A 15,157-nucleotide genomic window follows, 5' to 3' on the forward strand; every position below is an offset into this window, starting at 1 on the left:
AAAAGCCCCTATCCCTAAATGGATGGAGCCTTAAACCTATTTTATAATCCCTAAACTAAAAATTTGAAACGATCTTTGAAAGGAGATTACTCCTTCTCATATAAATTGATCTTCCAGCCGTTATCCCAGTGGAGCAGCTTCTTATGGATATATCCAGAAGTTACATAGTACTGATTTAGCCTCTCGTTATCTGCCATGCAGTCCAGCCTAATCTGCTTCTTTCCTTTCCTTCTTATGTAATCTTCTGCCCACAACAACAGCTCTCTGCCTACGCCTTGACCCAAATGTGATCTCTTGACGGCAAACCTGTGAATATATCCGGACGACACCGCATCATTCAGATCGCCCCAGACAACCGGGTCAGACCAGCAAATGTACAGCGTACCTATAATGATCCCGTCCATTTTTGCCACAAAAAGCTCCAGCTCACGATCCACAATCAATTGTTCGGTCTTCGCGAGGTTAAATTCATCAGGATGCCACTGGTTGATCCCTTTGGCCTGTATCCAGCGAGCCGCACCTGTCCACAGCTCTAATATTTCTGGACCATCCGTTAATCTTGCAGGAAGTACTTCAAGCATGAACCGATTCCTCACCTTCTGTGTCAGCGAATTGTAAAGCTCTGAATTCTCTTGCCTTGTTCGTATCTGACCGTAAGATCCTCGCCAGCGGCTTCGGAAATTACCCGATTCCAGAATGCAATTGCTGGATAGTTATTTTCCAGCTGATTTAATACCCATTTCCCTGTAACGGAACTAAATATGGCTCTGGCTGCCTGCGTGCCGACTCCGGCTCTTCTAAATTTACGTAGAATGAAAAAGTGAGCCAGCTTATGGCTTCGCTCATCCTCCAATTGCTTAACAAGTACAAAGCCGGCAATCTCCCCGTTGGCTTTAACTATGTAAGCATTATAGCCGTCATAATGTTCCCAGTATTTATGGAGATCCGATAATATGGGATAAGTACCTTGTTCACTAATTTTCTCGTTCGTAAACTCTGTAAAATCATATATATAGAACTGCACCAGATTCTTTATTACTGTTTTATCTGTCATCAGTGCCTGTAATACTTCTACTTTCACATTTGTATCGGGTTTAGCTGCTTTGTTCCCTAGAGCATTATTCTCTTTAGGCAGTTTCTTTACCATCTTATATCTTCCCGGCACCGGCTTATATCCCAGCAGGTCTCGATTAATGTGAAGCATGGGATGGTTCAGAGAGTCATTATTCGTACGCAAGTACTTGATCTTCAACTGCTTCGCAAGCTGTACAGCGCTTACCTTCAATGCAAATCCGATTCCTCTGCCGAGGTACGCTTTATCTACCCCTGTATATTCATGGTACATACTCTCCGTGGAGGTCTGATGCAGCAGATGCGCTACTCCGACGTACCGATCTCCATCCAGGGCGATCAGCACATACTCGGGCCTTGAGCCGGGCAGCTCCAATGTCCACTTCTTCCATTCTTGAAAATCAAAATAATCTCCGCTAATTCCCGGAATATCTCGGCTCGTTCCTTTATACAGCTCATAGAGCTTCTGTTCGGCCTCTGGCTCTAGCATCTCGGATAAAGGCTGAATAACAATTGAAGACTGTGAAGGCATCAATGATTCCAGGCCATCATTCGATAGCTCTAGGACAGATTCGAACTGATGTCTTTCTCGATCAAATCGACGATGCTCGGCAAATGCGATAGAGGAAGCATCATTATCATTCACTTCATAATTCAGCTTGCTTGCTCCGTTCAGGACAGCCCAATTCTCAAGCTCTCTGTACAGTGCTCGGCCAATGCCTTGCTTGCGGTAATCCGGATGAACAGCCAGAAGATGATTCAGCTCTCCTGCCTCGGTCCAAGGCGCTCTCCAGGATATTCCGTAGCCCACAACCTCTCCCTTCTCATTCACAGCGACCAAGCGATACCGGTCGAATCCGGCAAGATGTCCGTCCTCATTGATCCATAGTGATCCGGCAGCAGGAATTTTGGCATCCTCGTCAGCCAGATTCTCTGCAGATGTCGGTTCAGAGAAAACATAACCGAGAATCTCCGCGATGGAAGAATAGTCTTCTGGAGTTCTGATTTTACGAATGATATAGCTCATCATGTTCCCCCAATCTCATATTCAGCAGCATATAAAAAAAGCCCACCGTGTCTCATTTCTTCGGGTGGGTAAGGCTTGCTGCGAATAGCTCAACGACAGTATAAGATATGATCTGCCTGTCACGATATGTCGTTTGAACTGCATCTTCTCTGGAGCTCAGAATACCGCCTTGCAGAACCGCCGTGTTGAAGCCTCTTTCGATGGCACCATTATATGTGAACAAGACACAGTGTTCTGCCGCAAAACCAGAAACGATGACAAGCTCTACTCCTTTGTCTTTGAGAATCGATTCCAGCTCCGTTTGCCAAAATGCATTGGAATGGACCTTGTTAACGGTGATATCTCCAGCTTCTATATGTATCTCCGGTATAAAATCATAGGCTGCATCGTCTGGATGGTCTGCACCTTCTATATCCTTGATATGGACGACGACCTGATCATTCTCGCGAAGCCGATCCGCTACGTAATTGATATACTCACAGGCATTGTGCTTATCCTGCGGTTTAACCTGGTCCTTCAGTAATAGCTCCTGCATATCCACGATCAGTAAAGCAATCTTCAAATCGTATCCTCCATTCATTTTTCAAATCCTGTAATTCACTATACTTCATCACGGCTCATTCCGTCTTGGTAGTAAATTTCTATAACCATCTTGCCTTCTGCAGGCTAACCAATGTCTTGCTTATCTCCACTTGATCTAATTATACGCCGTACCTGCTCCACTACCTGATTCATTGTTACATTACTTGTATCTATTCGGTTAGTTTGCATATTCTTATAACCTTGGAGTCTATCTACGCTTCGCTTAATCTCTTCCTCGGTTCGCTGATCCTGCTCCATTCTCTTCCTTAAGGCAGTCTCCGAGCAAGTCAGCGTGATCGTTTCTACCTGAAACTCCAACCCGCTGAGTCTGTCCAACAGTTCATCCCTGATCTCTTCCTTATGAAGAACCCAGCTTAGGATGACGTAGTCAAATGTGGAATTCGTAAGATAATTACGAAGCAAATAGGTAATGTTGTCCATGACCATCTGAATGTTCTCTTCGCTGAACACCCAAGGATTCATCATCCAGCACCAGTCTCCATCGAGCCAGACGGATCTGTCCAGTGATTTATGGACCTCTTTACTTACCGTTGTTTTACCGACACCCATCGTTCCGTTAATAATAATTAATTTTTTCATTGATCATGTGTCCTTCATTTTCGTAAATTAGCCAAGCCGCCAGGAAGCGCACATACTCCATCGATATTTTCATTTACCATTAGAATCTTGTTGTCTTGAGTAAAAACCGGCGGATGTCCGCCTCTCCCAATAGACTAGATCAAGATATCAAGCCCTTGCTACGCAGTCTTGCAATCAATTCCTTATCTTCCCTCGCCTGCTGGATCGTCTGGATAATAAAATCCGATTTCCCTTCGGTATAGGCCACACGGTCATAGGTATGCGCTGCTTGCAGCTTCTTTTTGAGCCGATCATATTCCTGCTTGACCTCTTCATGGGATTTCAGATAATCGCGAAACAGCAACTGGTTAATCCAATGCGGACCCTTGAACTTGTATACATGCAAGTGATGGGTTCCAGCTCTCCATTTTCCCTTTCGAAAAAAGAGCCGCTCTGGAAATTCAGGCTTATGTACATATTCATATCCGATCCCTGCCAAACGTTCAATCACCGCCTCATTCACAAGACTAAGCTCTTCTACTCCGGCCATCATATCAATGGTAGGCTTGGAGTCCATACCAGGAACAGCGGTGCTGCCGATATGTTCAAGGAAGACAGGAAGACCTTCGAAGCTATATCGTATTTTCTTCTGTTCATGCTCGTAGTCCTGCATCCATTCCGCGTTGTATGAAGAAATAATGACTTGTTCCATAAATGTTTCCTTTCGTGAATACATATGTGTTCAGCTATTTGTCTGCACGGGTATGATCTCAATACTCAAATCGCTGGCTATAATGTAAAAAATATTCATGCTGTTCATCAGCATTCGAATCTCAAATAAACCTCCTTCAGTTATATCAATTTCAGGGTATAGCACGACATCATTCATAATCCCCGGGTAGTTATTAAACACCTTCACTCCGGTAAAGCATAATTGGTACTGGTGCTCAGGATATCCGACGAGGTCAAGAAGAATATCCACCTGTTGATGCTCCGTCCGTACATCTATAATACTAGCATCATGCAAGTGAAATTCCTTATCTAATCTTCGAACCTCTGCTGGCAGCTGCTCTTGTATGGAGTTATAGTGTTCCCAGTACCTGTCGCGAATCGTTTTCCATTTAAGGTCCCACTCCTTCTTCCATGTACCGATCTCTGCCTTCATTTCAGGGCTGTGAATATAGCAATCCATAATGCTCTCGTCATATACGTACTTTAACAAGTGAGCAGGCAAGAATTGCAGCATATGAGGGCGCAGCCATTCAAATCGGTCTCGTGACTCCTGATAGAAGTCCCTGCCTTCTGCAGCGAGCCATTGCATCTCCTCTTGGCGCTGTTCCTCCGATTCGAAGTAACTTCCCATGCAGCCTCTTACCTGCATTTCGTTGTATAAATCCACCGTAAAATATCTCATTTTTTCTACTCTCCGACCTCTCCTATAGCGGATATTGAAGAAGAATCTGCTCACTCTTCAGCCCTTCATGAAAAAGATAATTATGGTCTGCGCCAACGACACATAGTATTTTTCGTTGCGTATTCGCCTTGATCGCATTCTTTGCCCGCTGAATCATAATCTGATTCCTGACGATCCATCTAAAATTCACTGCTGCCGAATTAACTTCATACATCCATTCATATTTTTGCTTCGTTACTTGATCAAATTCTGCGGAGTTAAATGGAATATTGCCATATGACCAAGTATCCATCTGCATCTGGAACCATTCATCATCCTGCTTCTCAAGCACAAGACGTTTCTCTTCTGGAAAAGGCAAAAAAGGATCAAAATCATTCCATACATCCAGCTCAAACCAGTCAATCGGAACGAACTCTACCCCATGCTCCTCACAATAAGGAAAGATCAGCTCCCAGTACTCACTTGCTGGTTCGCCCCAATAGCCCTGCTCATGCTTGTTATTTAAGTACTTCTGCCAACTGTCAGGATGAACTTCACCGCAGATCAGGTCAGGCTCAAAGCGATGGATCACTTCTCGATATAGATCAAGAGAACAATGATACTGCTCTCTCAGGCTCTCATTATGAATCGTTCCCAGAATTCCAACAACGGGTCTCATAAGCAATACCCCATTCATTTTAGTGTGTTATACATCTGGATATAAGGCGGTAGATAAATATCTCTCACCTGTATCAGGGAGAATGACGACTATCAACTTCCCTTTATTCTCAGGCCTCTTTGCAAGGGTTAATGCAGCAGACACTGCTGCCCCTGAGGAAATACCAACAAGAAGCCCTTCACTTCTAGCCAGCAGCCTTGAAACTTGCATCGCTTCATCATTTCTGACTGTAACAATCTCATCAATGACAGAGCGGTTAAAGTTGTCTGGAATAAATCCGGCACCGATGCCTTGTATGGAGTGCAGTCCCTTTTGGCCGCCTGACAGTACTGGAGAATCGTAAGGCTCGACAGCAACGACTTGAATGTTCTTGTTCTTATTCTTCAGAAATTCACCTACCCCGGAGATGGTACCTCCAGTACCTACACCCGCAACGAAGATATCAATGTTGCCTTCTGTATCTCTCCATATTTCTTCTGCTGTCGTTTGTTTATGTATTGCTGGATTAGCCGGGTTCTTGAATTGCTGAGGTATATAGGAGCCTGGTATTTCTGCCGCCAGTTCCTCTGCCTTCTTGATTGCTCCTGCCATTCCCTCTTGTGCCGGTGTAAGTACTAATTCAGCTCCAAGTGCAGTGAGCAGCTTACGACGCTCTACACTAAAGCTTTCCGGGAGCGTAATTATCAATTTATATCCTAGAGCAGCCGCAGCAAATGCCAATCCCACACCAGTATTGCCGCTGGTCGGTTCGATAAGAATTGAATCCTGTGTAATAAGCCCGAGTTCCTCCGCATCTTTAATCATGGCATAGCCAATTCTATCTTTTACACTTCCTGCTGGATTAAAGTACTCTAGCTTAGCATACATAGTAGATTCAATCTGTTGGACTTTTGAAAAATGACTTAATTCTAAGAGAGGTGTATTTCCGATAAGCTCGGTAAGGTTTTTGGCGATACGGCTCAAGTTCATCCCTCCAGCTAGATAATACCAACCAACGAGGTTGGTTATACTAAAAAGCTAACATAGATGGAAAATAAATACAAACAATACTTGAATAATGAATTAGAATCGAGCATATCTGTCCCCAGCGGAAGGAAATTTGGTATACTGAAGGACAACTATACACTAGTAGACTTACTGAAAGAGGTTGGACACATGGAAAAAGCGACATTTGCAGGCGGATGCTTCTGGTGCATGGTTACTCCATTTGAGGAGCTGCCCGGCATCCACGGTATCGTATCAGGTTACACAGGGGGTTCTGTAAAGAATCCTACATATGAACAGGTCAAGACCGGAACGACAGGTCACTATGAAGTCGTCGAAATTACTTTTGATCCAGAGCTGTTTCCATACGAGAAGCTGCTGGAGTTGTTCTGGCCTCAAATTGATCCGACAGACGAAGGCGGGCAATTCCAAGATCGTGGCAGTCAGTACAAGACGGCTGTTTTTTATCATAATGAGCATCAGCGAGAGCTTGCTCTGGCTTCCAAAAAAGAGGTAGCAGAAAGCGGGCGGTTTGATAAACCGATTGTCACTGAGATCCTGCCAGCGGCTACATTCTACCCTGCGGAAGAATATCATCAGGACTACCATAAGAAGAATCAGAAGCATTATAAGGAAGACCGGGAGAAATCAGGCCGTGATGAATTTATTGCGGAAAATTGGAAGTAGAAGATTTCTGATCGTATAAACTTCAAAAAGAGAGCCAGACACTGTACAGCAAAGTGAATGCTTCGCCCTTATAGGTCTTGGCTCTTTTTTCAACACCTACATTACATTCTGCTTCTCTGACCTGACGTTATACGATTGGTCTCTGATAACGACTGTTTCCGGTTCAAAACAGATGAGACTATTCTCTTCTCCCATATGTAAAAACCTAGGATCCCATAAACTCAAATCTGGACCTAAATAACGGGCTAGCAACCGATTAGCTAATTCTTGATTATACGCTTTCACCAATGCCTTTCCTCTAAACCCTGCATGCAACACCAACCCACTTCGCGGATTAAATTCTATTATGCCTATAGCGCATTTAGGTTCTTTCTGGATTCTTACCGGAAAAGTATCGTCAGGGGTTCCGATGATCCACAAACGATCTTCTTCCCAATGAAACCACACCGGGGATTCTCTCGGCCCTAATTCTGATACAGTTGCCAGATGCGCAAACAAAGGTTTTTGAAGAAAATGATTAAGATCAAAGCTCTGATTTTTATCTCTAATGATCCGCATTATTTAACCGCCCGTCCATATTATTTTTGTGAAAGCAGTTCTTCTCTCGCTGCAACTAACCAAGGATGCACCAGCTTCAATTTGTCGCGTTGATCCCAGATATGATTTAAGTAGATCAGGATCGCTCCATCCAGTTCATCTTTATTTTGGCTCGCATGTCCTCCAAGTACAGGTGTTCTCCAGGCAAATTCCAGGAGATCTTATCGGAAATACACAGTATTTTATCAACTATGCCAGCCCCAGGTTTATGAGTTGTATGACTTTCTATCGCGGCGAGAACCTCAGGATCTGTTATCTCAAATATTTGGCAGGCCATTACCTTAGACAGCTTCTGGTGGACACTTCGATCATATCTTCGTTCCTCTACGAGAATCTCAATGCCCAGCTGCTCGCTCGTCTCCAGCATCTTCGATACAGGAATTACGTTACTGACATCATGCAGGAGTGCCGCTTGAACAGCTTTAGTCTCGTCAGCCTGATACATTCGCGCAAGTCTTTTCGCCTCAGCTGCCACGGCATAAGTATGCTCTAATGTGCTTAAGTCATCATTCAAAGTGAAAAAAGAGGATATATTGCTCTCTCCTCTAGAAGCAGATATCACACAATAACATCTGATGTCAGATACTTGTTTTCATTAAGTATGTTTCTGACCCGCTTCATCATGTCCTTTCCTTTTAAAAGATCGCTCCCTCTGCTGAGCAGCACTCCTCTGAGTGTCGCAATCGCTTCAAACAGCTCCAGCTCTTCATCCGTATAAGCGGTTGCAGATAAACAAGCGGCTCGATACACTGCTGCATTCCGTTCTCCTGCAAATATCCGCATAACAACGACAGACCAGGCGATATCATACCTTGCATCTCCCAGCTGCCCATTGGTCCAATCGATGATCTTGTATTGACCTTCCTGCTCCAAAACATTGCCGAGATTAAAATCACCGTGAATCACACTGTGATGATTGAGATTTGCACGCTCAAGCAGCGGAATCAGCAGCCGCTTGATATCCTCATGCTGATCGATAGACGGATAAAAATAAGACATAAAATCGTATTCCGGCAATAAGTCGCCAAACTCCGTATCTACCGGCAGCTTATGTATATCGGTCAACATTTTGGCGAGCTTACGAACAACCGCTGCACCCAATCGGGTAACCGGTGCTCCATCATAAGGAGTAAGCAGAACCTGATTGCCGTTCAGATCATAACCCCAGCCAAGCGGCCTGGACACGGGCATCCCATAGCTATGCAGAAGCTCAAGCAGTTTATATTGGCGCCGGATATCCGGTCTGGAATCGCGATTCCATATTTTGAGCACAAGGCTGTTTTCCTCTTCATCGGGCACGATCTGGAAGACTTGGGCTTCAAGACCCGCTTCTAACGCCGTCATCTCGGGAGAACTGCCTGGCTTAAGCAGAACATCTACCTTGTCATTCTTTTCTTCCCAACGAATATCGAGCAGATAATGACTCATCGCAATACTCCTTTTTATCCGTGTTGTAATCTATCTAATGCATACGTTGCTGCGCCAAACATTCCTGCTCTTCCACCAAGCCGGGCTGGTTCAATTCTGCAGGCTTCTCTCGACAGCTTCAACGCATGACGATGAACCGTTTCTCTCACCGTCCCCAGCAAACGCTCTCCTGCTGCAGACATACCTCCTCCAACAATAACAATCTCGGGATTAAATAGATTAATGACGTTAGCTAAACCGAACCCGAGAATTTCACCTGTCTCCTGCATTACTTCCCTGGCGGTCTGATCCTCCAGATCGTAAGCATCTGAGATCATCTTGGCTGTGATGTGGGTATAATCCCCCTGTACCCAATCCTGAATCATACTCTGCTGACCAGCAGCCAGCTTCTCAAGCAGCGTATTCACCATCCCGACTGCCGAAGCATATCTGCCAAGACACCCTGAGCTGCCGCATTTGCAAGGACGTCCTTCTCTATACATATTCATGTGTCCAATCTCACCTGCGCTGGAGGTCGTGCCATAGAGAACCTGTCCACCGCAGACAATCCCAGATCCAAGCCCTGTACCCAGTGTAATCAAGAAAATGTTCTGGTACCCTGCACCTGCCCCATGACGCCATTCACCATATAGATTTACACGTACATCATTATCCATATAGACAGGGAAATTGAAATGCTCCTTCATACGATCCACAACCGGGATGTCTGCCCAATCTGGAAAATTCGGCGAAAAAATAGAGAACCCTGCTTGAGGGTCCAGCAGCCCTGGAATTCCCATTCCCATAACCTCAATATCCGCCTGCGACAAATTTACGGAAGCGAGCAGTTTTTGCACCGTTTCTGCGATATTGGATAATACATAAGCTGGCCCTTTTGCAGCTTTCGTCGCCGCGCTCAGCTCTGTTACTGTCTCAAATTGTGTAGTGTATATCGCTGCTTTCGTATTGGTTCCGCCGAGATCAACACCGATTAAATATTTGCTCATCTGTCTGCTCCTACACTTACTTTATTATTTTTTAAGCTATAAAAAAGAGATCCCTATCCGGACCTCCTCTTCTGCATATGCTTCATTATTTTCTATAAGCCTTGAATCCAAAGTAACATAACAGAGAAACTATTGATATCCCCATTAGAAGCTCTACGTTCTCATTATAAGTGCTTGCTGGAAGGAGCTCTAATATAAAACTAAGTCCTCCGCTCCAAGTGTCGTTCAGCAAAAAAACACTCAGGATCAAGGAATACCCAAACACAAAAAGAGCTAGCTTAGACCAATACTGTCCATCTTCCGATTTGAAAATAAAAAGTAGAGATAAAATAGAACAAATAAACAATAATGCCAGCAACATGTCATCACCTGCTTCGATTAAGACTACTTGTCGATAAAATCGTTCACCTGACACAGCCATACCATGTGCACGGAGCCTGGTCCCCAATAATCCCGTACGCTAACATAAGGCTTGCCGAATTTTCGCAGCCACTTCTGCTGTGCCAGCTTATATCCGCTGTCCAGGCAAAACTGTTCGACTCCCTGTTCATTCAGTAGAGTCAGCAGCGCCTTGATCAATGCAGAGCCTATCCCCTGCCCCTGATGACTGGGGAGCACATATAAACTGCCGAGCTCACCCACATGATCCAGTGCATGCTCGGTGCACACTTTAATATCCTCTCCACAAGGCGAATACGAGATGGTGCCTACGACCATATCATCCTGCATTGCTGCGAGAAAAAGAGTATCTGCAGCATCCGATTGAAGCGCCCTTTGAAGGAGCTTTTTCTTAAGCTCAATTTCCCCGGAAAGATCCTCTTCCAGATGGGCGATGCCTTCTTTTTCAAACGTATCCGGTATGGTCTTCTCAAAAATATAATTAACCCTTTCGACATCAGCCGAACCCGCCGGTATGACCTGTACTGTGCTCAAGACATTGCTCCCTTCCTCCACATTTCAGATCTGCGATTATGAATTGCACTTGGCAGTCTATCTTTTTGGCGTGGCATGTTATACCCTGCTTAATTTCTCAACCGCCTGCTCCTCATGATCCAGGAAAAAGATATGTCGGCCCTTATTGCTCTCATATATAAAGTCCTTCAGACTCTTGCTCTCATAGATTGAAAAATCCCCCACGATCGCGATCGTCGTCTGGTAATTTACAAACTTCTGCATGATCTCACCGGCCAGCTTCGTCTTCAGATCAAAAAACGGCTCCGCTATCGCTGATTTATGCAGGACAATCCGGCTGGAGCCCGTCTCATACTTCACTGTTGCCATAAGATCCAAGGCAGATTGAACGTCTTCAATTAATACATCCATATCACGTACAATAGCAATCTCAACTCCATTGTTCTGAACAATCGATATTTCCATCTTTATTCCTCCCGACTTCAATAGGACAAGTTCCTATGCGCTTAGAGGACCAGCAGCACGCTTATCCCCACATTCTCATTAAACACGGAATATCCATTTTCCACAACCAATCTCCTCAAGCATTTAAGCTAATCGGTTGATTAATAGACGAACCTGCGCTGTGCCCAGTAGCTGAACACAAAGATGGATGCCTCCGTCAGTATCTTCGCAGCAAGCAGCGGAATAATTAATTTTTCATTGTAAAAGTACAACAGTCCATAATTCAGCAGCAATATGAGCAGGACAAGTGCAAAGTACTTGGGAAAGGATTGATAAACTCTCTTCGTATGTCCTCCCGTGAACACATATCTTCGATTCATAGAATAGTTGAATACAGAGCTGCACAGCCTTGCAACGACCACTGATAATAATAGACTGCTGCTGAAATAATGCACGATGAACAATAAGGCAAAATCAAGAAGTGCAGAGATCAGCGACGAAGTGCTGAACAGCAGAATTGGATAATAGATCCGCATCGAATCGGCAACAGGGCGAAAGTGAGAAGATTTATTTTCATCCAAATAAACCGTATCTATATATTCCTCCGTAATGGGATAGCCTGCTGTGTTCGCGGTCAGCAGCATGTTCATTTCATATTCGAATCGTTCACCAGGGAGATCTGAGAGCCAGCTCACCATGGATAAGGGAAATCCGCGCAGTCCTGTCTGTGTATCGTATACTTTGTTTCCTGTCGTCAGTGTAAAAACAGCTCTCGTGACCGTATTGCCGAACCGGCTTCGGAGAGGTACCTTGCCGCTGAAGCGCCGGCTGCCGAGCACCATGCCGGGTACTGTCTGCTTCTGCACGGCTTCATATATCCGCTGTATATCATGCGGAAGATGCTGACCGTCACTGTCGGCCGTAATGATGGGGCCCGGGAGTCCGGCTCTCTGAATATGCGCAAAGCCTGTTTTTAATGCGCGTCCTTTACCCAGATTGGCCTCATGCGTGAGGACGGTACATCGGAGAGATTTCACCAATGCAAAAATCCTGCTGTATGCCGGCCCGCTGCCATCGTCGATAACGACAATTGGGCCCAGCTCACAGTTTAGAAGCTGAATGATTAAATCAAGCAAGCGATCATCCGGTTCGTAGGCTGGAATTAGAATGGTCATCTCATTCTCCCTCCGCTACATACAGGATATCGCTGACCCCGCGTTCTTCATTTTTACCTTGAGGATTGTTCACGACCCTGCCCATGAATACCATCGTAGAGGAACCGCCGCCGTCCAGATTATAAGCCTCTGTTGCACCGAGGTCATCCATAAGCTGTGCAAGCTCGTCCAGCGTCATTCCGCGGCTGTAGCCTTTATTTCGCCCATCCACCACGACAAAGACATAATGATTCGGTTCAATCATGCCAATCGCTGTCCGCGGGTTCGCAGCCTGAATGGAACGGTTGCCGAAATTGCTGTCAATCTTGACATGACTAAAATCTCCCGTGATTTCACCGTCCTGTATGAGAATCGGTCCAAAGGAGAGCGTATGGACTGCCCCGTCAGCCAGCAGCTCAGAGGAAGAAACCTCGGTCTCGTTATACGTCTGCATAGAGCCATCCGCAAACAATGCCATCGCATCTCTCACCGGGCTGTCTCGATAGAGCGTTCCATTGCGGATAATGACTCCATCGCTTCGGAATCCATAGTAGTCTCCATTGATCGCGAAGATCGCATTTTTGCCTGAAGCAATAGCCGAGGTATTCTCGATAATATTCGTTCCAAAGCTGTCATTCGCGAATGCTGTGCGTAAGAGATCCGCATTTTTAAGTATCACATCGGCAACATAGTAAGTAATTTGGTCCTCACCCGTACCCGTTTGTACCTGGTCGATCTGAATCTGAATATCATCACTCGTATAATTCCAGTCATCATACTCCGCGTCTGTAGTAGTTGCAGAGGTATCGCTAGACTCGGCTGTACCAGCTGCTTGATTAGACTCCGCTGTCTCATCCGTGACCACGACCTCAACGTGCTCAATAAGATAGCGATCAGCAAGTCCATATAATATAACCCCCACGATAATTAGAATCATTATGGAGATGAACATCCCTTTTCTTTTCCGTATTTGACCAAGCTTCAGATCGGCTCTCATAAGAAGTCCCCTTTACATATATTCTAAGGCTGAGTATATAAAGGGTTGCTTAAATGAATCTGAAACAAAGATCCAATGCACTGACGGTTAGAACGAATCTCGCATCGATCTTCAGATACGGAAGTGCAAAAAAAAGATGGCTTTCTCTCCTTAATAGAGAACAACCATCTTGTATACTTTTCACAATCAGCTAAGCTTTTGCTGCTAAATATAAGGCAACCCTATGCTCCTTATGAATTGTACCCCCTGCTCGGTCAACGGACTCCTGGATTCGATGGAACAACTCATCTTTAACCGATTTTGGAAGCTGTCTGTGCTTGGAGTTTGTATTCAGCAAGGATACATAAGCGGAGCTGGTGAGTGTATGTATTTCCCTATACTCTTTTACACGCAGATTGTTAAAGAACCCCGACTTGTCAGTAATCACTCTTCTGTCTTCAATGATCTCCTCAGGAGTAGGCAGCGCAGCGTCATCCAAATGAGGAGCAAGTTCGCGGTAGTGAAGACGAATTTCCTGGTGGAGGTCATCATACATCGGAACATGTACCGTCCAGAAGAAAGCCATTGAGCCGTTATGTTTAAGCAGCTCCCACACTCTCCGGTATCCAAAATCAGGCTCAATGAAATGAAAGGCCGTTCCCGAAATCGCGAGGTCAAAAGGTGAACCCTCTCCATTCCAATCCTCAAACGCGGTATGAAGTACTTTTACTGAGGGATATCCTTTGAATTTCTCTGCAGTAAACTGTGCTAGTTGGTCACCAAGCTCAACACAGGTGATGTCCGTAAAACCTTTATCTACGAAGCCTCCAGTCGCTTGACCTGTTCCGCAGCCAATTTCTAGGATCTTTTGGCCTTGTTTCAGGCTGGAATAATCAGCAATATCATCGAACATTTCTTTGGGATAAGCGGGTCTGAACCTCTCATATTCACTAACGATATAATTGAAGGTTTCTTTATTCTCCATACTGCTCCGCCTCCAGTCTGAATTAACTTCTAACTATACATAGCTTGATATCGGTCGAGGTCATTGATTGCTCTTAGTCAGCTCTTCTTCGTCATTAAGATGAGTCCTGTTGACCAATTGAGCTTAGACAGATGGAAATCCTCTCTTGATTCCAGATACGATACTAGCTTGGATACCTTATCCTCATGGTCTTCAGGCCAATTCGGCTGCGGGTTCAGATCATCAATGATATACAGCCCTCCAGGCTTGACCATATCAAGCACCTCTTCCGCCAGATAAAACTTGCCCGGCCATGTATCAGCGAAGATGACATCATATTGTTCGGATTTATGTTGTTCTATGTATTCGCCGCCATCCTGAGCAAATAGATGTAACCGAGGATCATCCCCCAGCACTTCCCTCGCAATATTCGAGCATTGCTCATCCATCTCAACAGAATACAGCCTGCTCTCCTGATCCATTCCATCAAGAAGCCAAGCTGTAGAGTGACCTACACCTGTTCCTAATTCCAAAATGGTGCTCTGCTTGCGATTTGCGGCTAACATCCGAAGGAAGCTGCCTGTTAGATCATCACACGAAGCCGTGAAGCCATATTCTGCAGCACATTTACTCACTCGTTCAGCATGGATCGGGCGCTGAATACCTTGTAATTCGTCCATGGATAAGCCTCCTT

19 protein-coding genes are annotated in these 15,157 nt (G+C 45.1%); 1 reads left to right on the forward strand and 18 read right to left on the reverse strand.

The window, feature by feature from the left end; genetic code table 11:
* Nucleotides 1-86: 86 nt before the first annotated feature.
* From BK126_RS06670 to cysK, 8 genes are all read right to left on the reverse strand, one after another.
* On the reverse strand, nucleotides 87-581 hold the full coding sequence (locus BK126_RS06670) for a GNAT family N-acetyltransferase (RefSeq protein ID WP_076311838.1): 495 nt from the start codon (nucleotides 579-581) through the stop codon (nucleotides 87-89).
* Nucleotides 582-604: 23 nt separating this feature from the next.
* Nucleotides 605-2,101 (reverse strand): GNAT family N-acetyltransferase, encoded by a 1,497-nt coding sequence (locus BK126_RS28760; RefSeq protein ID WP_143757687.1) that lies wholly within the window; start codon nucleotides 2,099-2,101, stop codon nucleotides 605-607.
* A 49-nt stretch (nucleotides 2,102-2,150) separates the two neighbouring features.
* Nucleotides 2,151-2,660 (reverse strand): cysteine hydrolase family protein, encoded by a 510-nt coding sequence (locus tag BK126_RS06690; RefSeq protein ID WP_076311839.1) that lies wholly within the window; start codon nucleotides 2,658-2,660, stop codon nucleotides 2,151-2,153.
* Nucleotides 2,661-2,764: 104 nt separating this feature from the next.
* Complete coding sequence (locus BK126_RS06695; RefSeq protein WP_076311840.1) at nucleotides 2,765-3,280, reverse strand: AAA family ATPase; 516 nt, start codon at nucleotides 3,278-3,280, stop codon at nucleotides 2,765-2,767.
* Nucleotides 3,281-3,419: 139 nt separating this feature from the next.
* Nucleotides 3,420-3,971: a GrpB family protein gene (locus BK126_RS06700; RefSeq protein WP_076311841.1), complete on the reverse strand. Its 552-nt coding sequence runs from the start codon at nucleotides 3,969-3,971 to the stop codon at nucleotides 3,420-3,422.
* A 30-nt stretch (nucleotides 3,972-4,001) separates the two neighbouring features.
* Entirely contained in the window at nucleotides 4,002-4,673 is a 672-nt protein-coding gene (locus BK126_RS06705; RefSeq protein ID WP_076311842.1) for a DUF4085 family protein, read from the reverse strand.
* A gap of 22 nt (nucleotides 4,674-4,695) precedes the next feature.
* Nucleotides 4,696-5,331, reverse strand: a complete 636-nt coding sequence (locus BK126_RS06710) for a hypothetical protein (protein WP_076311843.1) — start codon at nucleotides 5,329-5,331, stop codon at nucleotides 4,696-4,698.
* Between the two features lie 27 nt (nucleotides 5,332-5,358).
* The gene (cysK, locus tag BK126_RS06715; protein WP_076311844.1) at nucleotides 5,359-6,294 is read right to left on the reverse strand and encodes a cysteine synthase A; all 936 of its coding nucleotides are present in this window, start codon (nucleotides 6,292-6,294) and stop codon (nucleotides 5,359-5,361) included.
* A 192-nt stretch (nucleotides 6,295-6,486) separates the two neighbouring features.
* On the opposite strand from cysK, the gene msrA reads away from it, so the two are divergent.
* Nucleotides 6,487-7,002 carry a peptide-methionine (S)-S-oxide reductase MsrA gene (msrA, locus tag BK126_RS06720; protein WP_076311845.1) on the forward strand — a complete coding sequence of 172 codons (516 nt, stop codon included), beginning with the start codon at nucleotides 6,487-6,489 and terminating at the stop codon, nucleotides 7,000-7,002.
* A gap of 96 nt (nucleotides 7,003-7,098) precedes the next feature.
* On the opposite strand, the gene BK126_RS06725 is transcribed toward msrA, so the two are convergent.
* The 10 genes from BK126_RS06725 to BK126_RS06775 form a co-directional block, all read right to left on the reverse strand.
* A complete protein-coding gene (locus BK126_RS06725; RefSeq protein ID WP_076311846.1) occupies nucleotides 7,099-7,560 on the reverse strand; it encodes a pyridoxamine 5'-phosphate oxidase family protein in 462 nt (153 codons plus the stop codon).
* Between the two features lie 115 nt (nucleotides 7,561-7,675).
* Nucleotides 7,676-8,074, reverse strand: coding sequence for an HD domain-containing protein (locus BK126_RS06730; RefSeq protein WP_256702725.1), 399 nt, complete (start codon nucleotides 8,072-8,074; stop codon nucleotides 7,676-7,678).
* Nucleotides 8,075-8,157: 83 nt separating this feature from the next.
* A complete protein-coding gene (locus BK126_RS06735) occupies nucleotides 8,158-9,027 on the reverse strand; it encodes a phosphotransferase family protein (protein ID WP_083655746.1) in 870 nt (289 codons plus the stop codon).
* A gap of 14 nt (nucleotides 9,028-9,041) precedes the next feature.
* Nucleotides 9,042-10,013, reverse strand: coding sequence for an ROK family protein (locus BK126_RS06740; protein WP_076311848.1), 972 nt, complete (start codon nucleotides 10,011-10,013; stop codon nucleotides 9,042-9,044).
* Nucleotides 10,014-10,397: 384 nt separating this feature from the next.
* Entirely contained in the window at nucleotides 10,398-10,946 is a 549-nt protein-coding gene (locus tag BK126_RS06750) for a GNAT family N-acetyltransferase (RefSeq protein ID WP_076311850.1), read from the reverse strand.
* 78 nt (nucleotides 10,947-11,024) lie between these two features.
* Entirely contained in the window at nucleotides 11,025-11,390 is a 366-nt protein-coding gene (locus tag BK126_RS06755; RefSeq protein ID WP_076311851.1) for a DUF4180 domain-containing protein, read from the reverse strand.
* 140 nt (nucleotides 11,391-11,530) lie between these two features.
* Nucleotides 11,531-12,544 (reverse strand): GtrA family protein, encoded by a 1,014-nt coding sequence (locus tag BK126_RS06760; RefSeq protein WP_076311852.1) that lies wholly within the window; start codon nucleotides 12,542-12,544, stop codon nucleotides 11,531-11,533.
* 1 nt (nucleotide 12,545) lies between these two features.
* Nucleotides 12,546-13,520: a phosphodiester glycosidase family protein gene (locus tag BK126_RS06765; RefSeq protein ID WP_076311853.1), complete on the reverse strand. Its 975-nt coding sequence runs from the start codon at nucleotides 13,518-13,520 to the stop codon at nucleotides 12,546-12,548.
* Nucleotides 13,521-13,710: 190 nt separating this feature from the next.
* Nucleotides 13,711-14,484, reverse strand: a complete 774-nt coding sequence (locus BK126_RS06770) for a class I SAM-dependent methyltransferase (protein WP_076311854.1) — start codon at nucleotides 14,482-14,484, stop codon at nucleotides 13,711-13,713.
* 77 nt (nucleotides 14,485-14,561) lie between these two features.
* Nucleotides 14,562-15,143 carry an O-methyltransferase gene (locus BK126_RS06775; protein ID WP_076311855.1) on the reverse strand — a complete coding sequence of 194 codons (582 nt, stop codon included), beginning with the start codon at nucleotides 15,141-15,143 and terminating at the stop codon, nucleotides 14,562-14,564.
* Nucleotides 15,144-15,157: the final 14 nt, after the last annotated feature.

The sequence above is a fragment of the Paenibacillus sp. FSL H7-0326 genome (assembly GCF_001955535.1).
GTDB classification, from domain to species: domain Bacteria; phylum Bacillota; class Bacilli; order Paenibacillales; family Paenibacillaceae; genus Paenibacillus; species Paenibacillus shunpengii.